General features: G+C 66.7%; 22 protein-coding genes. 8 read left to right on the forward strand and 14 right to left on the reverse strand.

Annotated features, from left to right (window positions below; genetic code table 11):
- Positions 1 to 50 precede the first annotated feature (50 nt).
- From HGB39_RS08515 to HGB39_RS08530, 4 genes are read right to left on the reverse strand one after another with little or no spacing between them, the layout of a single operon-like run.
- The gene (locus HGB39_RS08515) at positions 51 to 851 is read right to left on the reverse strand and encodes an SDR family NAD(P)-dependent oxidoreductase (protein WP_005569882.1); all 801 of its coding nucleotides are present in this window, start codon (positions 849 to 851) and stop codon (positions 51 to 53) included.
- Positions 848 to 1,804 (reverse strand): acyl-CoA dehydratase activase, encoded by a 957-nt coding sequence (locus HGB39_RS08520; protein WP_043791442.1) that lies wholly within the window; start codon positions 1,802 to 1,804, stop codon positions 848 to 850. Before HGB39_RS08520 ends, HGB39_RS08515 begins: the two co-directional genes overlap by 4 nt.
- A gap of 3 nt (positions 1,805 to 1,807) precedes the next feature.
- Positions 1,808 to 3,148: a 2-hydroxyacyl-CoA dehydratase subunit D gene (locus tag HGB39_RS08525; protein ID WP_064080476.1), complete on the reverse strand. Its 1,341-nt coding sequence runs from the start codon at positions 3,146 to 3,148 to the stop codon at positions 1,808 to 1,810.
- Between the two features lie 28 nt (positions 3,149 to 3,176).
- Positions 3,177 to 4,349, reverse strand: a complete 1,173-nt coding sequence (locus HGB39_RS08530) for a 2-hydroxyacyl-CoA dehydratase subunit D (protein WP_005560221.1) — start codon at positions 4,347 to 4,349, stop codon at positions 3,177 to 3,179.
- Between the two features lie 158 nt (positions 4,350 to 4,507).
- On the opposite strand from HGB39_RS08530, the gene HGB39_RS08535 reads away from it, so the two are divergent.
- Complete coding sequence (locus HGB39_RS08535; RefSeq protein ID WP_005560223.1) at positions 4,508 to 5,614, forward strand: CaiB/BaiF CoA transferase family protein; 1,107 nt, start codon at positions 4,508 to 4,510, stop codon at positions 5,612 to 5,614.
- Positions 5,615 to 5,661: 47 nt separating this feature from the next.
- Positions 5,662 to 6,531 (forward strand): PaaX family transcriptional regulator, encoded by an 870-nt coding sequence (locus HGB39_RS08540; protein WP_005560224.1) that lies wholly within the window; start codon positions 5,662 to 5,664, stop codon positions 6,529 to 6,531.
- 19 nt (positions 6,532 to 6,550) lie between these two features.
- Here the strand turns inward: HGB39_RS08540 and HGB39_RS08545 are convergent, their stop codons facing one another.
- The 5 genes from HGB39_RS08545 to HGB39_RS08565 form a co-directional block, all read right to left on the reverse strand.
- Entirely contained in the window at positions 6,551 to 6,805 is a 255-nt protein-coding gene (locus HGB39_RS08545) for a hypothetical protein (RefSeq protein WP_043786688.1), read from the reverse strand.
- 73 nt (positions 6,806 to 6,878) lie between these two features.
- Positions 6,879 to 8,315: an aldehyde dehydrogenase gene (locus HGB39_RS08550; RefSeq protein ID WP_005560227.1), complete on the reverse strand. Its 1,437-nt coding sequence runs from the start codon at positions 8,313 to 8,315 to the stop codon at positions 6,879 to 6,881.
- Between the two features lie 35 nt (positions 8,316 to 8,350).
- Positions 8,351 to 9,457, reverse strand: coding sequence for an NAD(P)-dependent alcohol dehydrogenase (locus HGB39_RS08555; protein WP_005560228.1), 1,107 nt, complete (start codon positions 9,455 to 9,457; stop codon positions 8,351 to 8,353).
- A gap of 57 nt (positions 9,458 to 9,514) precedes the next feature.
- On the reverse strand, positions 9,515 to 10,744 hold the full coding sequence (locus tag HGB39_RS08560) for an NAD(P)/FAD-dependent oxidoreductase (RefSeq protein ID WP_005560229.1): 1,230 nt from the start codon (positions 10,742 to 10,744) through the stop codon (positions 9,515 to 9,517).
- Positions 10,745 to 10,748: 4 nt separating this feature from the next.
- Positions 10,749 to 12,071, reverse strand: a complete 1,323-nt coding sequence (locus HGB39_RS08565) for a cytochrome P450 (protein WP_005560230.1) — start codon at positions 12,069 to 12,071, stop codon at positions 10,749 to 10,751.
- A gap of 312 nt (positions 12,072 to 12,383) precedes the next feature.
- Here HGB39_RS08565 and HGB39_RS08570 point away from each other — a divergent pair, with 312 nt between their 5' ends.
- Positions 12,384 to 12,704, forward strand: coding sequence for a 2Fe-2S iron-sulfur cluster-binding protein (locus HGB39_RS08570; protein WP_005560231.1), 321 nt, complete (start codon positions 12,384 to 12,386; stop codon positions 12,702 to 12,704).
- 15 nt (positions 12,705 to 12,719) lie between these two features.
- On the opposite strand, the gene HGB39_RS08575 is transcribed toward HGB39_RS08570, so the two are convergent.
- Positions 12,720 to 13,646 (reverse strand): helix-turn-helix transcriptional regulator, encoded by a 927-nt coding sequence (locus HGB39_RS08575; RefSeq protein WP_005560232.1) that lies wholly within the window; start codon positions 13,644 to 13,646, stop codon positions 12,720 to 12,722.
- Positions 13,639 to 14,766, reverse strand: coding sequence for a LuxR C-terminal-related transcriptional regulator (locus HGB39_RS08580; protein ID WP_005560233.1), 1,128 nt, complete (start codon positions 14,764 to 14,766; stop codon positions 13,639 to 13,641). The genes HGB39_RS08575 and HGB39_RS08580 overlap by 8 nt, the downstream gene beginning before the upstream one ends.
- Positions 14,767 to 14,988: 222 nt before the next feature.
- On the opposite strand from HGB39_RS08580, the gene HGB39_RS08585 reads away from it, so the two are divergent.
- Together HGB39_RS08585 and HGB39_RS08590 are read left to right on the forward strand one after the other, a co-directional pair.
- Entirely contained in the window at positions 14,989 to 15,768 is a 780-nt protein-coding gene (locus tag HGB39_RS08585) for an enoyl-CoA hydratase/isomerase family protein (protein WP_005560234.1), read from the forward strand.
- 103 nt (positions 15,769 to 15,871) lie between these two features.
- Positions 15,872 to 17,551 carry an AMP-binding protein gene (locus tag HGB39_RS08590; protein WP_005560236.1) on the forward strand — a complete coding sequence of 560 codons (1,680 nt, stop codon included), beginning with the start codon at positions 15,872 to 15,874 and terminating at the stop codon, positions 17,549 to 17,551.
- Positions 17,552 to 17,614: 63 nt separating this feature from the next.
- Here HGB39_RS08590 and HGB39_RS08595 read toward each other — a convergent pair whose 3' ends face one another.
- Positions 17,615 to 18,031 (reverse strand): MaoC family dehydratase, encoded by a 417-nt coding sequence (locus HGB39_RS08595; protein WP_005560238.1) that lies wholly within the window; start codon positions 18,029 to 18,031, stop codon positions 17,615 to 17,617.
- On the reverse strand, positions 18,028 to 18,480 hold the full coding sequence (locus tag HGB39_RS08600) for an FAS1-like dehydratase domain-containing protein (protein ID WP_005560239.1): 453 nt from the start codon (positions 18,478 to 18,480) through the stop codon (positions 18,028 to 18,030). Before HGB39_RS08600 ends, HGB39_RS08595 begins: the two co-directional genes overlap by 4 nt.
- Positions 18,481 to 18,542: 62 nt before the next feature.
- On the opposite strand from HGB39_RS08600, the gene HGB39_RS08605 reads away from it, so the two are divergent.
- On the forward strand, positions 18,543 to 19,718 hold the full coding sequence (locus HGB39_RS08605) for an acyl-CoA dehydrogenase family protein (protein ID WP_005560240.1): 1,176 nt from the start codon (positions 18,543 to 18,545) through the stop codon (positions 19,716 to 19,718).
- A gap of 2 nt (positions 19,719 to 19,720) precedes the next feature.
- Positions 19,721 to 21,673: an AMP-binding protein gene (locus tag HGB39_RS08610; RefSeq protein WP_005560241.1), complete on the forward strand. Its 1,953-nt coding sequence runs from the start codon at positions 19,721 to 19,723 to the stop codon at positions 21,671 to 21,673.
- Positions 21,674 to 21,746: 73 nt separating this feature from the next.
- On the opposite strand, the gene HGB39_RS08615 is transcribed toward HGB39_RS08610, so the two are convergent.
- Complete coding sequence (locus HGB39_RS08615) at positions 21,747 to 22,508, reverse strand: FadR/GntR family transcriptional regulator (protein ID WP_005250869.1); 762 nt, start codon at positions 22,506 to 22,508, stop codon at positions 21,747 to 21,749.
- A gap of 117 nt (positions 22,509 to 22,625) precedes the next feature.
- Between HGB39_RS08615 and HGB39_RS08620 the strand changes: the two genes are divergently transcribed.
- Positions 22,626 to 23,705, forward strand: coding sequence for an acyl-CoA dehydrogenase family protein (locus tag HGB39_RS08620; protein WP_064080330.1), 1,080 nt, complete (start codon positions 22,626 to 22,628; stop codon positions 23,703 to 23,705).

Here is a 23,705-nt window from a genome sequence, read left to right on the forward strand (position 1 = left end):
GCGAATCAGTCAAATTATTGGGATGGGGGCTGCCGGCGGCCACCGCCCCCTCATCCCGCCGAGATGCCACCGTTCGGACTCACCGCTTGACCGGTGATCCGACGGGCCTGCGGGCTGCACAGGAACAACACGAGGTCGGCCACGTCTGCCGGCTCGGCGACCCCCAGCGACGCCAGTCGGGCAGCCTTCTCGAACAGCTTCGCGCTGAACGGCTCGGCCATGACGCGGTCGTAGGCACCCGTGTCCCGAATGAGCGACGGCGTCACCGCGTTGACGCGGATACCGTCGCGTTTGGCTTCCATCGCAAGTGTTTTGGAGAACATCACGATGGCGGCCATTGCGGCGCCGATGACGGACTCACCGGGTGTGGGGTGCTTGGCGGCGTCGGAGGCGATATTCACGATCACGCCGCCGCGCTTCGCCCGCATGTGCGGAAGTACGGCGCGGCACATGTTGAGGGGACCGAGAGCCTGTCGCAACAGGATGGCGGGAACGTCTTCGGGTGGCGTCTCGTGGAAGAGGTTCGGCGTGAAGGCACTGACCGTGCTGTTGATCAGGATGTCAGCCGGTCCCAGCGAAGCACTCAGTTCCTCGGTCACCCGGGTCGCTTCCGCCGGGTCGTTCACATCGCCCGAGGCGAAGAAGGCCCAGACACCCGACGCGAGTGATCGGACCTCCGTCGCCGCCTTCTCTCCGCGCTCGACATCGCGGCCGACCAGACCGATGCGCTGGGTGCCCGCCCGGACCAACTGACGGGCGACCTGAAGGCCGACTCCACTGGTCCCACCCACGATGTAGACGGTGGCCTCGGACAAGTCCGGCACCCAGACTTCGCGTGTGTCTGTACTCATCGGATGTTCCTTTGCAGTTCGAGGGGCACCGGTTCACCGGTGCCGGGATCGGGATGGCCGGGGCTGCCGTCGCAGTCCTGGCAGTGGGGCGTTCCGGCCGACAGACTCACCTGGAATTGTTCCTCCGTCGCGGCGTCGGATAATGCCGGTGACACGGTTCCGCCTGCGTAGGCGTCACGCGCCAGCAGTCCGGCACCGTACGCGCCCGCGATCTGGGGCTGATCGAGTATTTCCACCGGGTGTCCCAGCGCACGCGAGACGTGCAGACGCGCGGCCGGGTTCTTCGCCACTCCGCCCGTCATCACCGTCGGTGTTGCCTTACCCACCTGCGCCACCAGTCCGAGTGTGCGCGCCGCGACGGCTTTGTGCACCGACGCCGCGATGTCGGCCTTGTCGCGGCCCTGTGCCAGCAGTGAGATCACCTCGGTTTCCGCGAACGTGGCACACATGCTGCTGACTTCGAGGGTCTCGGAACCGGCGAGGGCGAGTTCGCCGACTGCGCTGACGTCGACCTCCAGTGCCCTCGCGAGCACGTCGAAGAAGCGGCCGGTCCCGCTCGCGCACCGGTCGTTCATGGCGAACCGTTCCACGAGGCCGTCGTCATCGACGATGATCGCCTTGCTGTCCTGTCCGCCGATGTCGATCACCAGTCGCGCACCGGGGTGCAGGGCTGCGGCACCGCGGGCGTGGCAGGTGATTTCGGTGAACGTGCGGTCCGCGCCGGGGACCAGCTTGCGCCCGTAGCCGGTACTGATGGTGCGCCGGATGTCAGCTTGCGAGGCGCCCGCGGCGGCCAGAGCACCGTCCATCGCACGGGCGACCGCCTCGCGGCTCACCGCGCCCATCTGGACGACACTCAACCCGACCAGGGCGCCACTCTCGTCGACCACAGCGGCCTTCGCCGTCGTCGACCCGAGGTCGACGCCCATGACGAACCAACTTCCGGTAGTCATTCGCTAGACCGCTGACTTCATCCGCTGTACGTCGATGGCCTCGAGCATGGCCTCCAGGCGACTGTCGAACAGTTCGTCATTGTAGAACGACACGTCGGCGACGTCGCCCTCGAAGAAGAACGACTTGACGCCACGCTCCGACTCGGCTGCGCGGGCCAGCATCGTCTGCGGATTGGTCATCGCCCGGCACGTCCGGGTCGAGTGGAACGCGATCCCGTCGATGGAGTACTCGTCCAGGCGCCGGAGCAGCAGTTCCTGCAGGTTCTTCAATCCGTGGTTCAGCGGGCAGAGCAGGTAGTGCTGTGCCATACCCCGGAGGGGATTGTCCACATCGATGAGCTGAGGCTCCTGCCAGAACGACTCGTGGGTGTAGCGACCGGCCACGACGGCCACGTCGTACTCGGCGAACTTCCGGGTGAGGAAGCCGAGCTTGTTCCAGTTCATGATGCCGTCGAAGTACACACGGTAGCGTTCGTCCGCGACCGCGCTGACCCCTTCGGCGACCCGCTGTTCGAGTTCGGCCTTCACCCCGGCGAAGTAGTCGACGAGCCCCTGGTTGCCGGGCAGGAAGTTGATCGGTGCGATGCTCGCGACCCAGTCCCAGTAGGTCGCCGGAGTGGGCGCCTGCGTGCAGAGTGCCATTCCCTCCAGTCGCAACTCGGACGCGCGTTTGATGTAGGACATGCTCTCGCTGAGCGCATCCCAGTCGAACGGCCGTCCGGTCTGGTGCTCGAGGAAGGCGATCAGCTCGCGCAACTGCTCCTCGACGTACTTGCCGACCTCGTCCCACTCCTCACCCCGCATGTAACCGGCGTCGGGCTTGTTGCCCCACAGCATGGGAATCGAGACGTTGAACAGCGGGAGCTTGCGGTCGAAGACCCGGTATGTCATGGCATCCCACTGCTGGCCGGTGCTGCATCCGGCGTAACCGTTGACGAAGAAGTCCGGGGCCGGCAGTTTGCTTGCCAGTTCCTGCTGGTCGACCATGCCGACCACACCGGTCTCCCGTTCGGCGGCGGATTGGTGTGTCAGCACGGCGCAGCCCAGATGTGTTCGCGCGTAGGAACAGAGCTCACCGATGTAGCCGTACTCGGCACCGGCCGCCTGGGCGGGTCCTTCGAGGTGCTGGGCTGCCAGACGGGCGGCGAATGCTTCGCCGTGACACCACTCCAAGCCCGCGGCCTGGAATAACGGGTTCAGTGCGGCGCCGTTGTACCAGACGACATGCTTCCCGCGTTCCTTGGCGGTGAAGATGTTCTCCCAGTAGTCGGCCACCATCTTGCCGCCGACCCGCGTACTCGACAAACGGCGAGCCTTTTCCTTGCTGGTCTGTTCGATCGACATTGCGAACTCCTCTGAGTGTGAGTCGAATTCAGGACGGGACGGGTGCGAGCTGACGGCGAATGCGCTCCACGAACGTCTCGATCTTCGTGCGGAGCGTCTCGACGGGGTTGCCTTCGTGCTCGGTCTCGAGGAGCAGCAGAGGTATCCCGCGCGCGTCGAGCGCCTTGCGTAGCTCCGGGTAGTAGAGCATGTGGGGTTCGCAGAACTTCGCCATCAAGACGACGACACCGTTGGAGCGGCTCTTCTCGAGTGAGTCGATCAGGTAGGTGTCCCAATCGACCCCGACGGTGACTCGAGTGGGGCACGGGGCGTTGTCGTTGCGGTCCAGGTACCACTCCGACAGCGCCGCCAATGGGTCGCCATGCTCGGGCACGTCGGTCGAGATGTACCGGAAGCCGGTGTACAGGTCGTCGTCGACGACGATCACTCCGGATTCCTCGATCACATCGAGGACTTCGGGGCGAGGGGCGTGGCAGAAGTGACCGGAGAGATGCAACCGCACCAGATCGTCGGGCGCGTCGGCATGGGGAGCGAGGCGATCGAGGAGGCGGCTCAGCACGGCATTGTGTTCTTCGATGTCCATCACCATGCTCGACTTCACCAACACCTGCATGTCGCTCGCGGTGATGCGCGCACGGCCGGTACGCCGCAGGTCGTACAGTTTCCGGAGCAGGCGTCGATTCGTATTGAACACCCGGATGCTGTGGGCGAGAGCCGCATCCGTGATCGTGGCGCCGACGACGCCTTCGATCTCGTGCTTCAGTTCGTGCACTCGGCCCGCCACCCGCGGCTTGGTCCACGGATCGTCCATCGCGCTGGTGAATTGCGCGAAGTGCACGGGTTTCTCGGGTCGCGCCCAGCGGATCACGTCGACCGCGCCGAGGAGTTGCACGCAGTGGTCGGCGGCGACGAAGCCGTCGAAGACGTCGAGTTCACCGACCGCGGCCTGGTCGGCGACGCTACGTGTGTAGCCGCAGTAGAACTCGGCAAGCAGGTTGCGCCCCTCCGTGATCGGGGTGCGGCTCTCCTGCACGATCACCGGCAACGCGCCTGCCGCGTGCACGATCTCGGACGGAAAGTTCATCGGAAAGGAACCGATCACCTGCTTCCCGCGCTTCGTTTTCCACGCCTGGGCGTAGGTGACCGGGTCATCGGCAGTGGCTCGCAGCGACGACATGACGGTCGGATCCAGTTCGCTCACATCTAGCCTCTCGACTTCGTGGACGGTGACACTGCGACGACTGACGAACTGCGTCGCGGCGACCTGACTTGAGATATTACGTTATTGGATAGATAGTAGCCATAGTTGTCAAACATTAGCCGCTGAGAGAGCTGCGGCGTCCCCCTTCGGAGGTTCCTGTGAAACGTGTGCTGGATGGACTGAAGATCGTCGAACTCGCCGGAATCGGCCCGTCGCCGCACGCTGCGATGCTGCTCGCGGACCTCGGTGCCGAGGTGGTGCGAGTCGAGCGTCCCGGGGGTGTGACGCAGTTGCTGCCCGTGGACAAGGACGCGGGACTGCGGAATCGTCGCTCCGTGAGTGCGGACCTCAAGGATCCCGCCGACCTCGCGAAGGTGCTGAAGCTGGTCGACAAGGCAGACGTCCTCATCGAGGGTTACCGACCGGGTGCGGCGGAGCGTCTCGGCATCGGTCCCGACGTGTGCCGCGAGCGGAACCCTCGGCTCGTATACGCCAGGATCACCGGGTGGGGCCAGGACGGCCCCCTCGCGCCCTACGCCGGCCACGACATCAACTACCTCGCACTCAGCGGTGCGTTGAACGCCATCGGACGGGAAGGTGAACGCCCGCTCGCGCCGCTCAACCTTGTCGCCGACCTGGGCGGCGGTTCGATGCAGGCGGTCATGGGCATTCTCGGCGCCCTGTACGCGCGGGCGCAGACCGGGGTCGGAGATGTCGTCGACATCGCGATGGTCGACGGGGTGAGTGCGCTCATGACGATGTTCTGGACACTCGCCGAGAGCGGGCTGTGGTCCGATCGGCGGGGCACCAACGTCATCGACGGCGGAGCACCCTTCTACGACACCTACGAGTGCGCCGACGGGCGGTACATCGCGGTCGGCGCAGTCGAACCGGTCTTCTATGCCCGGTTGCTGGAGGGGCTGGGACTCGACCCGGGGGGTCTGCCGGATCAGTACGACGAGTCGGCCTGGCCGACGCTCCGGAAGAACTTCGCCGAGGTATTCGCCACGCGGGACCGGGACTCGTGGGTACAGGCGTTCGCCCGGCTCGATGCCTGCGTGACACCGGTGCTGGCCCTGGACGAAGTGCCGGATCACCCGCACATCTCGGCTCGCAACACGATCGTGAGCGCATTCGGACAACGTCAGCCGGCCGCGGCACCGCGGTTCGCGAGCGCGCACGACGCAACATATGACGCGCCCCGAACGCCCGGCGCCGACACCGAGGCCGTCTACCGTGACTGGGGTGTCGATGCCGATCGATGACCGGCCCGGAGGGGTGTCGTGGCACGGGGACAACCCGATGCGCGACGATGACACTCATGTCTGACTCGAAACCGTCCGACTCGAAACAGGTACCTGCACCCGACAAGGAGGCGGCGTCGACCGGCAGTGCGCGGTCCGTCCTCGTCACCGTGCTCGGTGAGCTCGTGGAACCCTACGGGCAGCCGGTGCGGACGGCTGCGCTTCTCTACGTCCTCAAGGGACTCGGGTACGGGGAGCATGCCGCACGGCAGGCTGTCGCGCGGACGGGATCCGCGGGCCTGATCGCCGCAGACCGGAACGGTCGCGAGACGCTGTGGACGTTGACGGACAAGGCGCATCGGCTCTTCACCGAAGGGGAACTCCGGGTGTTCTCCACCGACGTGGACATCACGCAGTGGGACGGGCGGTGGCTCGTCGTGAATGTGCCGATCCCGGAGTCGCACCGCTCGACCCGCAAGAAACTGTATGCCGCGCTGCGGTGGGCCGGCTTCGGGAATCCGACGCCCGGCGTCTGGGTCACCCCCCACGTCGACCGCGCCGCGGAAGCGGCGAGAACCATCGAGGGCCTCGGATTGGCTTCCAGCACGGTCTCGTTCGTCGGGGCGCTCGCCGTCCCTGGAATCCCCGAAGACGAACTCGTCCGCCGCTCATGGGATCTGGACGCCGCCGAGAAGGAGTACGACCGACTCCTCGACCGATTCGACGACCGCACATTCGAGCCGGGCGACGAGCTGCTCTTCGCACACCTGGAACTCGCGGACGCGTTGCGGCGCATGCCCTACATGGATCCCCGGTTGCCCGAGGTGCTGCTGCCCGACTGGCGCGGGCTGAAGGCCGCGCGCCGACTGCGAGACCTGCGCGCGGAGTGGACCCCCACCGCGCACGCGCACTGGCGTCGCATCGCAGGTCTCAACTGATCGCGCTCGGTGGTGGGGTTCACCCCGCGGTGCGAACGCGCGAATACGACCTCCGCTTGGCGGGGTGGGTCGGCGCGAGTTTGAGGGTGCACAGTTCGTCGAGCCGCCGCCGGACGCTGTCGTTGACTGTGGGGTGGTGGGTGAGGAGAGGTTGCAACCTGCGGTAGAACACGGCGGGGTAGACGCCGAACTCGGGCAGGATGTGTTCGTCTCCGCCTCCGAAGGGTGCCCATTTGACCGCGAAGTCGAGCATGGCGAGTTCGTCCTTCGTCACGACGTCACCGTTCTTTCTTGTCCGTGTGCCAGGACGCGGTCGCGCGACGGATCGCACGACCGCGTCCACTGGGTCATCGCATGTCGAGGTAGATGCTCTTGAGCTGTTGGTAGCTCGCGAGGCCCTCGGGTCCGAGTTCGCGGCCGAGGCCGCTGTTCTTGATGCCGCCGAAGGGGGCGGTGGGGTCGTTGGAGTAACCGTTGATGCCGACGGTTCCGCTGGCGATGCCCCGGGCGAACTGGGCGCCGCGTTCGGGGTCGGCGGTCCAGATGGAGCCGCCGAGTCCGTAGTCGGAGTGGTTGGCGATCGCGATCGCTTCGGTTTCGTCGGTGTAGGGGATGACGGACAGGACGGGTCCGAAGATTTCCTCCTGCGCGATGGTGTGGCCGGTCTGCACGTCGGCGAAGACGGTGGGTTCGACGAACCAGCCGTGTGTGGTGTCGGCGGGCCTGCCGCCGCCCGCGGTGACCCGGCCGCCGTCGGAGCGGCCCTTCTCGATGTAGCCCTCGACGCGGTCGCGTTGCCGGGACGAGACGAGTGGTCCCATCTGGGTGGTGTCGGACAGTGGATCGCCGACGGTCAGTCCCTTGGCGAGGTCGCTGATGGTGTCGACGATCTCGGCGTAGCGGGATCGGGGTGCGAGGACGCGGGTCCCGAGCCAGCAGATCTGACCGTTGTTGAGCAGGGTTGCGGCGTAGAAGGATTCGAGGTTCGCTGCCAGGTCGGCGTCATCGAGGATGACGGCGGCGGATTTGCCGCCGAGTTCGAGGGTGACGGGGCGGAGTAGTTCGCCGCAGGTGCGGCCGATGGCGCGGCCGGCGGTGGTGGAGCCGGTGAAGGAGACCTTGTCGATGCCGGGGTGGGCGACGAGGTAGGCGCCGAGGTCGCGTCCGCCGGGAACGATGTTGAGCACCCCCGCCGGAAGCCCGGCGGCGATGGCGGCCTCGGCCATCAGGAACGCGTCGAGGACCGTCTCGGGGGAGGGTTTGAGGACGACGGTGCACCCGGCGGCGAGGGCGGGGGCAAGCTTGAGGAACGTGATGGCCTGCGGCACATTCCAGGGGACGATGGCGCCGACGACGCCGATCGGGGAGCGGGTGACGAGGGTGGAACCGCCGAGCATGCCGGGCCGGATCTCGTCTTCCTGCTTTGCCGCCATCTCGGCGTAGTAGCGAAGCAGGACGGGCGGGAAGCCGCCTTCGAACTGCCGGGCGAGGGTGATGGGCATGCCGTTCTGGCTGCTCACGCGAGTGGCGGTGTCTTCGGCGCGGGATTCGAGTTCGTCGGCGAAGCGGCCCAGGACCTCGGCGCGCTGGGCCGCGGTCCGGGACCCCCAGTCGGTGAGCGCGGTGCGGGCGGCGTCGACGGCGTCGTCGATGTCGGTCTCGGTGCCCTCGGGAACGGAGCCGATTTGCTGCTCGGTGGCCGGGGAGATAACCGGGATGGTCGCGTCGCCGGACGGCCGTGCCCATTCGCCGCGGATGTAGAGATCGGGGTAGTCGATCGTCATCGGGTGTCCTTCGTGAGTGGTTCGGGTGCGGGTGGTCAGTCGTGGACGAGGACGGGTTTGAGGACCTCGCCGCGGTGCTGGGCGTCGACGGCGTCGTTGATCTTCGTGAAGGGGAACGTGGTGACGAGCTTGTCGAGCGGGAATCTGCCCGACTTGTAGAGCTCGACCAGTTCGGGGATGAACTCGTCGGGAACGCTGTCGCCCTCGATGATTCCGGTGATGGTCAGGCCCATGGCAAGGGAGTTGATGATGTTCAGCGGAACCGAGGATTCGGGGTCGGCGGGCACGCCGATGAGTCCGATCTTGCCGTGGAACGTCATGGCGCCGACGAGTGATTCGATGACGGCGGCAACGCCGGATGTGTCGATGGCGTAGTCCACCCCGGCGGGGATGACGGTCCGGACCTGCTCGGCGAGGGGGCCGGCGGCGGGGTCGATCACGTGGGTGGCGCCGAGTTCGAGAGCGAGGTCGCGCCTCGACTGGTGCGGTTCGACGGCGATGATGGTGCTGCAGCCCCGGACGACGGCGCCCATGACGGCGGCCAGCCCGACGGATCCGGCGCCGGCGATGAGGATCGCCGATCCGGGTCGGCAGTTCAGCGAGCGCAGGACTGCGCCTGCGCCGGTCTGGATCCCGCAGCCCAGGGGTGCGAGGAGTTCGGCGGGGACGTCGTCGGGGACCTTCACGACGTTGCGTTCGAACGCGAGGCTGTGGGTGGCGAAGGAGGATTGTCCGAAGAACAGGCCGGTCAGCGACTCACCGTCGGTGGTGGTGATCGGACCGGTGCCGTCGTCGCGAACGCCGTCGTAGGCGAGGTGCATGAACTGGTGGCAGTAGGACGGTGCTCCGGTGGTGCAGGACGGGCAGGTGCCGCAGCTGTTGAAGGTGATGGCGACCCGGTCGCCGGGGGCGACCTTGGTGACGCCGTCGCCGACGGCGCGGACGACGCCGCATCCTTCGTGGCCGAGGACGGCGGGCAGTGCGGTGGGGAGGGCGCCGTCGCGGGCGGCGAGGTCGGTGTGGCAGATGCCGACCGCCTCGATCTCCACGAGTACTTCACCGGCCCGAGGGCCCTCGATGGTGATCGGTTCGAGGGTGAACTCGGTGTGCGGTTCTCTCGCGACTGCTGCGAGTGCTTCCATCGTCGATACTCCATGTCTTGTGGGCCGGCCGGAGATGGCCGGCCGGAATGGAAATGCTCAGAGAACGGTTTCCCGCAACGAGATGACGGGATCGGCGAGAGCAGTGGCGTCGATCTTGGTGCGGTTGCCGATGAACTTCTTGCCCGCCATGAATTCTGCTGCGGCGTTGACGGTCTCGACGGCAACGGGTATCCCGTCGCTGTCGAGGTGGAACAGGGCGAAGGAGGAGTCGGACGGGCTGCCTCGCAGGACCGCCCGGGTGTCCGGACCGACCATCCCCGCCATCTTCATCTTCAGGTCGAACTGGTCGGACCAGAACCACGGCACTTCGTGCGGCGGCAGGGGTGCGTTCATGATGACCGCAGTCGCCTGTTTCGCCTGTTCGACTGCGCTGGGGATGCTTTCGAGCCGCACCATCTTGCCGAGCGTGTCGTGCAGGCGGTAGGTGACGTCACCGATCGCGAGGACGTTCGGATCGCAGGTGTGTGCCGAACCGTCGACGACGATGCCCGCGAGGCAGTCGATGCCCGATTGGCGTGCCAGAGCGTCGTTCGGGATTGCGCCGACACCCACCAGTACGAGGTCGCAGGGGATTTCGGTTCCGTCGCCGAGCACGACACCGTCGACTCGACCCGCCGTCCCGGTGATCTCCCGAACCTCCGCGCCCGTGCGGATGTGGGTCCCGCGGTCCCGGTGGAACTCGGTGAGGACCGTCGACAGTTCCGGACTGGCCACCCGCGCCAGCACCCGGTCCTCCCGTTCGATCACCGTGACCTCGCATCCGCGAGCGCGGGCCGACGCTGCGACCTCGAGACCCACGTACCCACCGCCGATGATGGCGAGTGCCGATCCGGTGTGCACAGCGTCGCGGAGCAGGGTGGCGTCGGCGAGGGTGCGCAGGCTGAGCACACCCGCGAGGTCGCTCCCCGGCAGCGTCAGGGTTCGCGGCGCGGCGCCCGTCGCGAGGACGAGCGTCGTGTACTCGAGGACTGTGCCGGACGCCGTCGTCGCGGTTCGGGCGTCGCGGTCGATCCGGACGACGGGGTCTCCCAACCGGGTTTCGATCTGATTGTCGGCGTAGAACGTGTCCGGTTTGAGCCACTGGACGAACTCGTCGTCGGCGTACTTCTTCGACAGCGGAGGACGGTGATACGGCGGATGCGACTCCTCGCCACAGAGGACGATTCGGCCGTCGAACTTCTGCTGCCGCAGCATGCCGGCGAGTGTGCCGCCGGCATGCCCGGCCCCGACGATCACCACGGTGGGTGACGGGTGTGCTGTGGTCATCGTGCTAACCGGTGAACTCGATCTTGACGGGCATGTTCTTGAGCCCGCCGACGAAGTTGGTCTGGATCATTTTCGTGTCGTCCACCAACTCGAGCGACTCGATGTGGGGGAGCAACTCCTCGAACATGATTCGGAGTTCGAGCTTCGCCAGGTGCTGGCCGATGCACATGTGCGGGCCGTAGCCGAAGGCGATGTGCTTGTTGGGCCTGCGGGTGTAATCGAAACGGTCGGGATCAGGGATGGCATCCGCGTCGCGGTTGCCCGACTGGTACAGCAGCATGAAGCGGTCGCCCTTCTTGATGTCGCGACCGCGGAGCGTGTAGTCCTGGGTTGCCTGACGCATGAAGTGCTTGACCGGCGACGCCCAGCGCAGCGACTCGTTGACGATCTGCGGCGCGAGCGCCAGGTCCGCTTTCGCCTTCGCCAGCAGGTCGGGGTTGCGGCCGAGTTCGAGCATGCCGCCTGCGAGAGTGCTGGACGTGGTGTCGTGCCCCGCGGTGGCGATCGCGATGAAGTAGCCGTAAGCCACCTCGTTGGGGTAGTACTCGCCGCTCTCGTCGCGGGCCACCGAGATGATCGTCGCGAGGTCGTCGCGGGGGTTGGCGCGCCGGTCCTGCAGCAGCCTCTCGAAGTACGCGTAGAAGTCCTGGATCGTGGCCACCCACTGCTTCGCGGCTGCGTCCGGGGTGAGCGGTTCGACGTCCTCGCGGGCGGCGTCGGGATCAGCGGTGCCGAAGAATTCCTGCGTGAGGGCCATCATGCGGGGCTCGTCTTCTTCGGGCACCCCGAACAGGCTCATGATGACGTGCAGGGGGTAGTGGAGCGCGAAGTCCTTGACGAAGTCGACCCGCCCGTCCGTCTCCAGGAGCCTGCCGACGGCGGCCTTCGCCAGATCGCGGATGACCGTTTCCCACTTCGCGAGGTTGGTCGGCCGGAACCAGTCCAGCGCGATGTCCTTGATCGCGGTGTGCTCCGGCGGGTCGAGGTAGGTGAGGGTCTCCAGGATGCGGAGACTGCCGTTGTTGATGCTCTTGGTGAATGCGTCGCCAGCCTGATTCGCCAGGATCGGATTGACGGACCCCTTGTCCTCGCCTCCCGCGCTGGTGAAGATGTCGGGCTGGCGCTCGATCTCCATGATGTCGGCGTGCTTGCTCACCAACCAGATGGGGTCGTAACCCTCCACCTCGGCGCGGCCGAGAGGATTGTTCTCGCGTAGCCAGCGGTAGGCCTCGAAGAGCGCGTCGTTGTCCCGGTGTCCCTCGGGCAATACGATCTGACGGGCGACGGCGTCCGGAATCAGTTCCGTGACCTGTTCTGTGGTGCTCATCAATTCCCCTTCGTGGTGTAGCGAGTTCCGGCGCCGTGTGTTGCGGCGCCCTCGCCGACTGGAGTGACATCAGCCTGTCAGCCAGAGAAGTGAGGGGCATCACACCATTGATCGAAAGTTGTCTACCTAACGGGGTATGTGTGCTGCGCCACGCGGTCGGCGGCGGCCGTATGCAGCGCAACTTCACCCCACCGGAGGGGGGTAATCCGCCGAAGTGGTGATGTGGCGGATCAGTGACCCGCGACACAATTTTTGTACAGAACGCGGCCGGAACCGCGCAGATGTTCACCGATCAATCCGAAGGAGATCGCCATGCCCACCGTCGTATACCAGCTCCCCGACGGCTCGACGTCGTCCGTCGACGTCCCCGCCGGCCAGAGCGTGATGGACGGGTCGGTGCGGAACAACCTCCCCGGCATCGTCGCCGAATGCGGCGGTAGCTGCTCGTGCGCCACGTGCCACGTGTACCTGGACGAGGAATCCACACCGGCCTTTGAAGAGCCGACATTGGAGGAACAGGACCTCCTCGAGTTCCTCGACGGCGTCCAGCCGTGCTCCCGCCTCGCGTGCCAGCTCGTGCTGACACCGGACGTGGACACCGTCACGGTGACCGTGCCGTCCTCGGACGCCTGACGCTCTCCGGTCGTGTCACCGGGTGGAGGACTGATACTTCGCGATCAGCTCGGCGCGGTTGGTGGCGCCGAGTTTTCGGAGGATGCGTTTCACATGGGACTTGACCGTGTCGACAGTGATGAACAGTTCGGCGGCGATCGTGGAGTTCGACGCCCCGGTGAGAATGAGCCGGACCACATCCGCCTCGCGTTCGGTCAGCGGGTCGAGCAGGCGGCGCTCGACGTCGTGCTCGGCATCGAGGTCGGTAGATCCTCGTACGGTCACTGCGTCGAACTCGGTGTCGCTGCCCCACCGCTGGGCACTTTCCCGGAGGAGGGCGTCCTGGCGGTCGCGACGAGATTCGAGTCCGACCCGCTCGAAGCATCCGCCGAGCACCTCGGCGAATACGCCCAGGGCGTGGCGTCGTGATCCGTCCAATGGTGTCCCGACATGGACGAGCGCAGCAGCAGTCCCGTCGACGACGACGGGCACGATGGTGAAACCGTTCGCGCCCAGCGCGTCTCGCAGTTCGGCGGGAACCTGGGAACCGGCCGTCACCGTGTTCGTCTCGAGGGCGCGCGCTTCGGGCGAACATGCCGGGAGGCTGAACTCGGCGGGCAGAGCGGGTGTCGTGTCGGGGTCGGCGCTGAACGAGGCGACGGGGATGATCCGGTCGCCGTCGACTCGTGAGAGCACAACATTGTCCGCGGAGCAGAGTTCGGCGACGCGCTCACATGCTCGCCGCACGAGTTCCGCACTCGAGGCGGCGTCGTCGAGTGCGTGGACGGCGCGATCGATACGCTTCGCGAGTGCACCGATGTCGGCGGTGTGCGTCGCAGCGAGTGCGTTCCTGCGGTCGAGGAGATCGACCAGACGCCTGCCGAGTTCGACGGCGTGCTCCGAAGTGGCCGTGCGCATTTCGGCGAGGGTGTCCGAGATGGCCCGGTCGAGCTCGTCAGCCACCGTTCACCGTCTTGGCATGGGCACACAGCGCTGCCACCTCGGCTCGCGTCGAGACGCCGAGCTTCTTGAAGATCCGCTGGACGTGGGATTTGACGGTGCCGTCGGAAATGCACAGCCGACGGGAGATGGCCGCGTTGGTCGCTCCCGTTGCCATCAGCGTGAGTACTTCCCGCTCCCGAGCGGTCAGTGTGTGTGCACGGGGAACGATCGCTCCCTGCGCGGTGTCGTCCACGCTCGCCGCGCCGACGCGCGGCACTTCGGAGGTGGCCAGGTCCGGCATCGTGAGGGGCGCCTGCTCGAGGTGTCGCAACGCCCGGCTGAGCCGTTGGACCTCGGCGTCGACGTGCTCGTTGCGCGCAGAGATCTGTTGGCGCAGGGCGGCGCGCTCCTTCGCCGAGGCGCAGACACCCGCCAGCGCTCCGACGATGTGGACGTCGGTGTCGGTCAGGCTGTCACTCTGGCGGTCCACGTGAATCATCGCCACCGCGCGCGAGTCGACGACCACGGGGACCGCGAGGTATCCCGCCGGACGCGACAGATCGATGAGAGGGCGGTACGTGTGCCGGTAGGTGTCCACGCCGTCCACGGCATACGGCCGGCGGCGGCGGACCAATTCGGCCTCGCGGGGCGCCTCGCGCAGCGAGATCTCCCGGCCGTCGATCGCCGTGACGAGTTCGTGGAAGTCGCCGGTCAGCTCGGGATTGACAGCTAGCGCGATGGGGGACCAGGTGGAACCGCGAACCACGGAGAACATTGCCTTGCCGTATCCCAGGTTCGTGCACAATTCCTGCGTCACGATGCGGGCGATCTGGTCGGCTTCGGCATCGATGGCGCGGACTACCTGCTGCAACGCCTCGAACTGCTCGGTGTGCACGCGGAGTCGGCGAGCGATGTCGTCGCGGCTCGCGGTGTCCAGTCGCGTCACGAGTTCCGCGAGGCGCAGGGCCTGCTCGGGTGAGTCGAGTCCTTCGCGCAGTTTCCGGGCCGCGAACGCGCGGATCACGGTCGGATCCGGCTCGCCGTCCGCCAAGCGGATGAGGTTCGGCTCGCTCCCGAGTAGCTCCAGCAACTCGGCAACTGCCTGCTCGGCAAGCTCGTACGAACTCGTCGAAATGACCACTCACCACTCCTTGCGCCGCGGCTGCCGCACCTGTGACACAACGCACAGTATAGAGAAGGTGTCACCGGGGCGTTCGTCATCGTCTGCAGCCTCAATATCAATGTATATGGTCAGTCCAATCGCGTCACGCATTCCGGGGAAGTCTTTCGAATGAGTTCTTGTTCCCGACGTCCGGTCCGTACTAGGGTCGAATGGTACGACCAAACTGGAAGGATCGGCACCATGGCGCACCCTGTGCGATACGACGTCGACGAGCACATCGCCGTCGTCACCCTCGATCGCCCCGAAACCCGCAACGCGCTGTCCGACGACCTGCTCGACGAGCTTCTCGCCGCGCTCGAACGCGCGCGCGGGGACGACGACGTGAGGGTTGTCGTCCTGGCCTCGTCGCACGAGAAGATCTTCTCGGCGGGTGGTGACCTCAAGGCGTTCGCGAGCGATGCCCCCACGATCGTCAAATATGCCGGACTGGACCGATTCCCGAGGCTCTACCGGCTCATCGGCGGCCTCGGGAAACCGGTGATCTGCGCGGCCGGTGGCGACGTGCTCGCGGGGGCGTTCGGGCTCGCGCTGGCCTGTGACTTCGTCCTCGCCAAGGAGTCGGTGCGGTTCGGGTGCCCGGAGATCAATGTCGGCGTCTTTCCCTTCATGATCTCCGCTCTCATCTACCGGAACGTCGGGCGGCTGAAGGCGAACGAGTTGATGATGTGCGGCGAGTCGATCACCGCCGCAGACGCACTCGAGTTGGGGCTCGTGAATCGGGTGATTCCGGATGGCGAGTTCGATGCCGTGGTTCGGGAATGGGCGCGCCGGCTCGCGAGTAAATCGCCGCTTCTCATGCGTCTCGGCAAGGAGGCGATCAACAACACCCGTGACATGTCGCTGCCCGACGCCCTCTCGGCGCTGCAATCCCAGCTCGCTCTCGCGTTCACCACCGACGACATCGTCGAGGGTGTCACTGCGTTTCGCGAAAAACGCTCCCCCGTATGGAGTCTGCGCTGACCGAGCGTTGAAGCTCATTGCAGTATCGGTCTAACCATTATATTGTAGGGCCAACACGGGTACTTATTCCCTCTCCACATCTGCGCTCAGAGGAAGGCTTCCCATGGCGTTCGCATCGGTCACCGATCGCTACTCGGACGAACAGATCCGAGATTTCTATGCCACCGGGCAGTGGCGCCGCGACACGTTCTTCGATCTGCTCGAGGTTCAGGTCGCTGAGCGGGGCGACCGCGTCTTCCTGACCGACGACACCAGCGGCGGCATCACATTCCGGCAGTTGCGTGACAAGGCTCTGCGCCTGGCGGTAGGCCTTCAGCGTCGTGGAATCGCTGCCGGCGACCGTGTATCCGTGCAGGTCCCGAACTGGATCGAGTTCTCGATCATCGCCGTCGCGTTGTCTCGACTGGGTGCCGTTCTGGTGCCGATCATGCCGATCTATCGCCGGGACGACGTCGAATACATCCTGAACAATGCCGGTGTCCGGCTAGCGATTACACCGCAACTGTTCAAGAAATTCGATTACGCCGGCATGTACACCGAGATCCTGGGTGCGGTCGACTCGCTCGAGGACGTCGTCGCCGTCCGTGGGACCGGCAAACGGCCGGACCGGTCGGTGTCGTTCGAGTCGCTGTCGGCGGATGTGAGCCCGGAGGAGGCCATCGCCGAACTCGGCCCCGGCGTCGGCCCCGACGAGCCGTTCGTCATCGTCTACAGCAGCGGCACGACGTCCCGGCCCAAGGGGTGCATCCACACGTTCAACACGATGGCCTGTGGATCCCGTTTGCTGGCCAAGGGATTCGCCTACACACCCGACGACGTGCAGTTCGGCCCCTCACCGATCACCCACACCACCGGACTGGTCACGAGCATCATCCTCCCGCTCATGCACGGCGCGGCGTCGCATCTCATCGAGGTGTGGGAGCCGGTCCGTGGAATGGAACAGATCAAGGAACGCGGGTGCACCGTCGCGGTCAGTGCCACGACGTTCCTGCAGATGCTCATGGACGCCTACGACCCGGCAGTCCACGACATTGGCAGCATGCGGCTGTGGGTCGCCGCCGGCTCCCCGATCCCCGGCAGCTTCGTCACCCACGCCGCCGAACAGTTCCCGGGCCTGCAAGTGCTCAGCCTGTACGGCCGCTCCGAGAACGTCACCACCACCATGTGCACGGTTCGCGACGACCCTCAGCGGTCGATCACCTCGGACGGTCGTCCGCTGCCGATGCAGTCGGTGAAGATCGTCGACGAACTCGGCGACGAGGTTCCGCGCGGCGAGGAGGGCGACATCGCCTACAAGGGCGCCATGCACATGCTCGCCTATCTCCACAACGACGAGGAGACGGCCAAGCTGTTCACACCGGACGGCCACTCCCGCTCCGGCGATCTCGGCCGGATGGACGAGGACGGCTACGTGCGCGTCACCGGCCGGACGAAGGACATCGTGATCCGCGGCGGCATGAACATCAGCGTCCGTCAGGTCGAAGACCTCCTGGCGGCGCATCCCGCCGTGCGCGGTGTCGCGGCGGTCGCGATGCCCGACGAGCGGCTCGGCGAGGCGGTGTGCCTCTACCTCGTTCCCGCGCCCGGGTACGGCGACATCACCCTGGAGAAGATCAAGACGTACCTGCTCGAGCAGGGCGTCGCCATCCAGAAGGTTCCGGAACGGCTGGAGATCGTCGAGGCGTTGCCGACGACGGCGACCGGCAAGATTCAGAAGCACCTGCTGCGCGCGCAGATCGCCGCGAAGATCGAGGCAGACCGCGAGGCGCGGGCCGTCGTCTGATCGAATCGAAAAGGGGGCGAAGCCGATCGGCTTCGCCCCCTTTCGGCGGTATGAGGAGGGTGGTCAGGTCGTGGCTACCACGACGGTCGCGGATCCGGTGACGACCGGACCCTTGGTCCCGGACACGACGAGGTCGAGGTTCGCCCGCGACTCCCCGTCCGTCTCGGCGATCGCCACAACCGTCCCACCCACTGTCAGGATGTCACCGAGGAAGACCGGGGCGACGAACCGCACGCCGAAGGAGCGCACATGTTCGACGCCGAATATGTCGGAGACCCAGCCCGCCAGAACTCCGGCCTGCATCTGGCCCATCGCGATGACACCGGGAAATCCCGACGTCTCGACGAACTCGGGATCATGATGGAGGGGATTGAAATCGCCTCCGGCTCCGGCGAATCGGACGATGTCGGTCTGACTCACCGGGCCGACCACCCGGGTGTCGGGTACCTCGCCGACGCGGACCTTCGCCGGTATTCTCATCGCTGCTCTCCTCGTTCGATCAGGACTTCCTCGAGCCGCACCACGGGTGCACCGTCGGCGTCGACGTACTCGGTCTCCAGGGTGACGATGCGCATCGTCCCGCCGCGCTTGCCTTCTCGCTGCACGTCGTCGACGACGCGGCGGGTGCCGACGACGTGGTCGCCCGCGGTGAGCGGTCGCAGGTACGTCCACGTGACCGAACCGACGACCACGCGTTCGAGCGCCAGGCCCAGTGTGTCGACGAACGCGCGCTGGTCGCGCTGGTGTCCGGCGACGACCGTATGCGTGAGAGTGGCAGGCACGTCGCCGAATCCGGCGTCGCGCGCGGCTGCCGGGTCCGTGTGCACGGGATCGGTGGTGAACGTGGCGCGCGTGAATTCGCGGATCTTGCCGCGTTCGACGTCGTAGTCGACGCGGTCGACGACGCCGGCGGGGAGTGGGTCGGACATCCGGGCCTCCTTTTTGGACTGACCTATAGTATCATTGAGCCTAAATTCGTGAGGAGGGTGCAATGGAGCTCGCTGATTCCCCAGACGAGGCCACATTCCGTGCAGAAGTCCGGGAGTGGGCCGAAAAAGCGGTCCCGACGCTGCCGTGGCCGGAACCCGTCGATCTGGTCGACAAGGTGCCGTTCTGGCAGCAATGGCAGCGACTGCTCTTCGACGCCGGCTACGGCGGGATGTCGTGGCCGCAGGAGTACGGCGGCCAAGCTGCCGACCCGATCCGCAAGGCCATCTTCACCGAGGAAATGGACCGGGTGGGAGCGCCGGAGCGTCTCAACACCATCGGCGAGGATTTCGCCGGCCCGACCATCATCGACTTCGGGACACCCGCCCAGAAGGAACGGTTTCTCCGGCCCATCCTGACCGGTGAGGAAATCTGGTGCCAGCTGTTCTCCGAGCCGGACGCCGGATCGGACCTCGCCTCGCTTCGCACCAAGGCCACGAAGGTGGACGGGGGCTGGAAGGTCAACGGGCAGAAGATCTGGACCAGTCGCGCGCACATCGCGGCGCACGCCATCCTGCTGGCCCGTACCGGTGGCGGCCCGCGGCATAAGGGCATCACGTACTTCCTGGTGCCGATGGACAGTGAGGGCATCACGGTGCGACCGCTTGCGCACATGCTCGGCGAGGCGGAATTCAACGAGGTGTTCCTCGACGACGTGTTCATCCCCGACGAACTCGTCGTCGGGGAGGTGGACGGCGGCTGGAAGGTCGCGATGGGCACGCTCGCCTACGAGCGGGTGGCGATCGCGACGGGCCGCGTCAACACGAAACGGGCCGTCGACGACATCGTCACCGACATCGCGGGGATGACCGACGACGCGGGCCGCCCGCTGGGTGAGGATCCGGTGATCCGGCAGAAGGTCGCCGATCTGTACGGCCGGGCCCTCGTGCACTACCTCATCGGCCAGCGCGTCATCACACTCGCGGCCAACGACGGGCCGCCGGGGCCGGTCACCTCGATCGGCAAGCTGTTCTTCTGTCCCCTCGTGGAGGAATTGGCCGACTTCCGGTTGTCCCTCGAACCGGTCGGCGGGCAATTCGTACTCGACGAGGTGGGGCAGCGGACCGCGCGGTGGCAACGTCTCGCCTACCAGGCCCGCGGCACCGCCATCGCCGGCGGTTCCACCTTCATCCAGCGCAACATCGTCGCCGAGCGCATGCTCGACATGCCGAGGAGCTGACCGTGTCCGACTACACCTGGCACCCCACTGACGACTACGTCGAGAACGCCAACGTCACCCGGCTCGCCCGCGCCCACGGCCTCTCGGGTCTGGGTGAGCTCCGTGCCCGTTCCGTCGCCGACGTGCGGTGGTACTGGGATGCGGTGGTCCGCGACCTGGGCCTGCCGTTTCAATCGCCGTACCACGAGGTTCTCGACACCTCCCGGGGAATCGAGCACCCGGACTGGTTCGTCGGGGGCAGGGCGAACGTCGTCGACGCGTGTCTGGAGCGTTGGCTCGCCGACCCGGCGGCCGCCGATCGGGTGGCTGTCGTGCACGAAGCCGAGGACGGCGCCGTCCGCAGCCTGTCGTATCGCGAGCTCGCGGCGGACGTCGAGCGGGCAGCGGCAGGGCTGCGTGAGCTCGGCGTCGGCAAGGGTGATGCCGTCGCCCTGTTCCTGCCGATGATCCCCGAGGCGGTCGTGTCGGTGTACGCGGTCGCGCGGCTCGGTGCGGTCCTCGTACCGCTCTTCTCCGGATTCGCGCCGAGTGCGATCGCGTCCCGCATCCAGGATGCGGACGCGAAGGTGGTGATCGTCGCGGACGGGACGGTGCGGCGACGCAAGACCGTCACGATGAAGCCGGCCCTCGACGAAGCCCTGGCTGCCTGTCCGACGGTGCAGTCGGTCGTCGTGGTCGAGAACGTCGGCGCCGAAGTGGATTCCACCGGCCGCGACATCTCCTGGGCGAAGCTCCTCGGGAACGGCGGCGACCCAGGTCCGGTCGAGGCGATGGATGCCGGCGAGCCGTTCGCGCTGGCCTACACGTCCGGCACGACCGGAAAGCCGAAGGGCGCCGTCCACACGCATGCAGGATTTCTCGTCAAGACGGCCAGCGAGGTCGCGTACTCGTTCGACCTGAGGCCGGGCGGCGCGTTCTGCTGGATCACCGACATGGGCTGGATCATGGGCCCGCTGTCGATCGTCGGCACCCACGCCAACGGTGGAACTCTCGTACTGTACGAAGGCTCCCCGGACGTACCGGACACCGACCGGCTGTGGCAGCTCGCGCAGCGGCATCGAGTGACGATGCTCGGCGTCTCCCCGACGCTGATCCGCACCCTACGCGGGCGGGAGACGGATGTCGCGGCACGGTACGACCTGTCCTCGGTGCACACGATCGGGTCCACCGGTGAGCCCTGGGACCCGGATTCGTACGACTGGCTGGCGCTGGACGTCTTCGGCGGGCGCGTGCCGGTCATCAACTTCTCCGGCGGCACCGAGGTCGGCGGGTCGTTCCTCGCGCCGTACCCGGTGGAGCCGATCCACAGCTGCTCGCTGGGCGGGCCCTCGCTGGGCATGGACGTGGACGTCGTCGACGACGCGGGACGCTCGTTGCGCGGCGAACAGGGCGAACTCGTCTGCCGGCAACCGTGGCCGTCGATGACGCGCGGGGTGTGGAAGGACGAGGAACGCTATCTCGAGGCGTACTGGTCGACGTTCCCCGGAATGTGGCGGCACGGCGACTACGCGCTCGTCGACGACGACGGCCAGTGGTACATCCGGGGCCGCTCGGACGACGTGATGAACGTGGCCGGAAAGCGGCTTGCGCCCGCAGAAGTCGAGGCGGTGCTCACCGCACATCCGGCGGTGTCCGAGGCGGCCGCGGTCGGTGTCCCGGATCAGAAGAAGGGCGAGGCGGTGTGGGCGTTCTGGGTTCCCCGCGTGGACGCCGACGACGACACGGACATCTCGGCCGAGTTGATCGCCCGTGTCGCCGCAGAACTCGGAAAACCTTTCGCGCCCAGCGTGGTACACCGGGTATCGCGGTTGCCGAAGACCCGGTCGGCGAAGATCCTGCGGCGCGCGGTGCGGGCTGCGGCCCTGGGCGCCGATCCCGGTGACCTGTCGGGTGCCGAGAATCCGGAGGCCGTGGACGAGATCCGCGCCGTGGTCACCGCCAACTCTGCGACGTGAGTGCGACGAGGGCCCCACACCTCACAGTGTGGGGCCCTCGCAACTACTGGATGAAGTTATGCTGCAGCGACATTCAGTCGTCGAGAGGAATGTCGGTGCGCTCCTCGAAGTCCTTGATCGACTCGGCGTACGAGTGGACGTGCCTGCTCATGCGCCGCACGGCGGCATCGGCGTCCTTGTCGCGAATGGCCTTGGTCACCGAGCGGTGCGCCCGGACGGTGATTTCGCGGACCTTGTCGTCGATGAAACCTTCGTTCTCCGTCGCGGCATAGATGGCCCGTGAGAGCGAGATCATGAGGCCCGACAACAGTTCGTTGTGACTGGCGCTCGCCACGGCGACGTGCCAGTCGATGTTCGCCTGCAGGAAAGCGTCGAGGCTGTCACCTGCGCCCGCGATGTCGTCGTTGGCGGCGTCGAGTCGCGCGAGATCCTCGTCGGTGCGATGACGGGCGGCGAGCTGGGCGCAGAACGGCTCGATCGCCTCGCGGGTCTCGAGCAGCGCGGCGAGACGGATCTGACGACCGCGAATGAGCAGGGCCACCGTGTCGGCCATGGACTGTTCGCCCGGCCGCTGAACGAAGGCGCCCCCGGCCCGGCCCGCCTTGATGCGCACGAGTCCCTGCACCTCGAGGATGCGGAGGGCCTCGCGGACGGTGGTGCGGCTCATCTTCGTCTGAACGACGAGTTCGCGCTCCGGTGGCAGCGGTGTGCCTTCGACGTAGTCCCCGCTGAGAATGCGCTCGCGCAGCTCGTTCGCGAGGACGTCCGACGCCTTCGGTACCGCCATCGGTGTCAACTGGATGGAGGAACGTCCGTTCCGGGTGGTGTTCGGCACGGCTGATGGCATGGCTCCCCGCCCTCTCTGGTCTAACGGTCAGACCTAATATACCATTGGTTTCTCGCTGCGTTCGTCTTGCAGCCTATTCTTCGTCTCATCGAGAGGGCCAGTTGTATGCGCTGGGAACTGTCAGAAGAGCAGGAAATGTTCACCGAAGCCCTCGACGGCTGGCTCGGGCGGTTCGCTGCTCCGGCAAATGTCCGTAAGTGGGGTGAATCGGGCAATCCTGCCGAGTTCGAACAGAAATTCGTCGAGGAGGGCTGGTTCTCCGCCGGCCTCGCCGAGGACATCGGTGGTCAGGGCGGTGGTCTGCTCGAATTGGCGTTGACCGCCGAGGCGCTGGCCCGGTACGCCGCGCCGTCGAGTGCCTGGACCGCGTCCGTCCTTGCGGCGCCCCTGCTGCCCGCCGACGTCGCCGCCGACGTGCTGGCGGGGGGTGGGTTCGCAGCCGTTGCCGTCGACGCGACCCGACCGTTCGGCGTCGCCGACTCGATACGCGCCGACGAGAGCGGCGCTCTGACCGGCCGCGTCGCAACGGTGCTCGGCGCCGAACGGGCGAAACTGCTGGTCGTCCCGGCTGTGGGTGCCGACGGAACCGCCGCCCTCTACCTCACACGCGTCGACGATCCCGGTGTCACGGTCGAACCGCGGCGCTTCCTCGACCCGTCCCGCGCGGCCGCGGATGTCCGGTTCGACGGCGTCACCGGACAGCGTCTCGACATCGAGGCGGCCACGGCCCTCGGGGATGCCGGACTGCGCGCGGCCGTGCTCGTGGCCGCGGATTCGCTCGGGGCGATGGACCGCATGCTGCATCTCGCCGTGGACTACAGCAAGCAACGCCAGCAATTCGGTGTGCCGATCGGATCGTTCCAGGCCGTGAAGCATGCTGCGGCAGGGATTCTCGTCTCCGTCGAGGCGGGCCGGTCCATTGCCTACTTTGCCGCTGCGTCGGTCGACCTGGGTCTGCCGGATCGAGCGATACACGCCGCCGTCGCCAAGGCGCAGGTGCCGCGAAACGCGGTGCAGGCGGCCGACAGTGCCCTCGTGATGCACGGCGCGATCGGCTACACGTGGGAACACGACCTGCACCTCTACTACAAGCGCGCCAAGCTCGACGAGAAGTTGTTCGGCGGCCCGGGCGCGTGGAACGAGCGTCTCGCGCGGGATCTACCCCTGTTGCCCGCTGCTGGGTGA

Origin of the sequence: Rhodococcus opacus (assembly GCF_012396235.1) — a bacterium.
GTDB classification, from domain to species: Bacteria; Actinomycetota; Actinomycetes; order Mycobacteriales; family Mycobacteriaceae; genus Rhodococcus_F; species Rhodococcus_F opacus.

Excerpts from the sequence above, each read along its gene's own strand:
- HGB39_RS08515 (WP_005569882.1), bottom strand. The coding sequence starts at position 851 with ATGAGTACAGACACACGCGAAGTCTGGGTGCCGGACTTGTCCGAGGCC.
- HGB39_RS08520 (WP_043791442.1), bottom strand. The coding sequence starts at position 1,804 with ATGACTACCGGAAGTTGGTTCGTCATGGGCGTCGACCTCGGGTCGACG.
- HGB39_RS08525 (WP_064080476.1), bottom strand. The coding sequence starts at position 3,148 with ATGTCGATCGAACAGACCAGCAAGGAAAAGGCTCGCCGTTTGTCGAGT.
- HGB39_RS08540 (WP_005560224.1), top strand. The coding sequence starts at position 5,662 with ATGACACTCATGTCTGACTCGAAACCGTCCGACTCGAAACAGGTACCT.
- HGB39_RS08550 (WP_005560227.1), bottom strand. The coding sequence starts at position 8,315 with ATGACGATCGACTACCCCGATCTCTACATCCGCGGCGAATGGGCACGG.
- HGB39_RS08555 (WP_005560228.1), bottom strand. The coding sequence starts at position 9,457 with ATGGAAGCACTCGCAGCAGTCGCGAGAGAACCGCACACCGAGTTCACC.
- HGB39_RS08560 (WP_005560229.1), bottom strand. The coding sequence starts at position 10,744 with ATGACCACAGCACACCCGTCACCCACCGTGGTGATCGTCGGGGCCGGG.
- HGB39_RS08565 (WP_005560230.1), bottom strand. The coding sequence starts at position 12,071 with ATGAGCACCACAGAACAGGTCACGGAACTGATTCCGGACGCCGTCGCC.
- HGB39_RS08570 (WP_005560231.1), top strand. The coding sequence starts at position 12,384 with ATGCCCACCGTCGTATACCAGCTCCCCGACGGCTCGACGTCGTCCGTC.
- HGB39_RS08585 (WP_005560234.1), top strand. The coding sequence starts at position 14,989 with ATGGCGCACCCTGTGCGATACGACGTCGACGAGCACATCGCCGTCGTC.
- HGB39_RS08590 (WP_005560236.1), top strand. The coding sequence starts at position 15,872 with ATGGCGTTCGCATCGGTCACCGATCGCTACTCGGACGAACAGATCCGA.
- HGB39_RS08595 (WP_005560238.1), bottom strand. The coding sequence starts at position 18,031 with ATGAGAATACCGGCGAAGGTCCGCGTCGGCGAGGTACCCGACACCCGG.
- HGB39_RS08600 (WP_005560239.1), bottom strand. The coding sequence starts at position 18,480 with ATGTCCGACCCACTCCCCGCCGGCGTCGTCGACCGCGTCGACTACGAC.
- HGB39_RS08605 (WP_005560240.1), top strand. The coding sequence starts at position 18,543 with ATGGAGCTCGCTGATTCCCCAGACGAGGCCACATTCCGTGCAGAAGTC.
- HGB39_RS08620 (WP_064080330.1), top strand. The coding sequence starts at position 22,626 with ATGCGCTGGGAACTGTCAGAAGAGCAGGAAATGTTCACCGAAGCCCTC.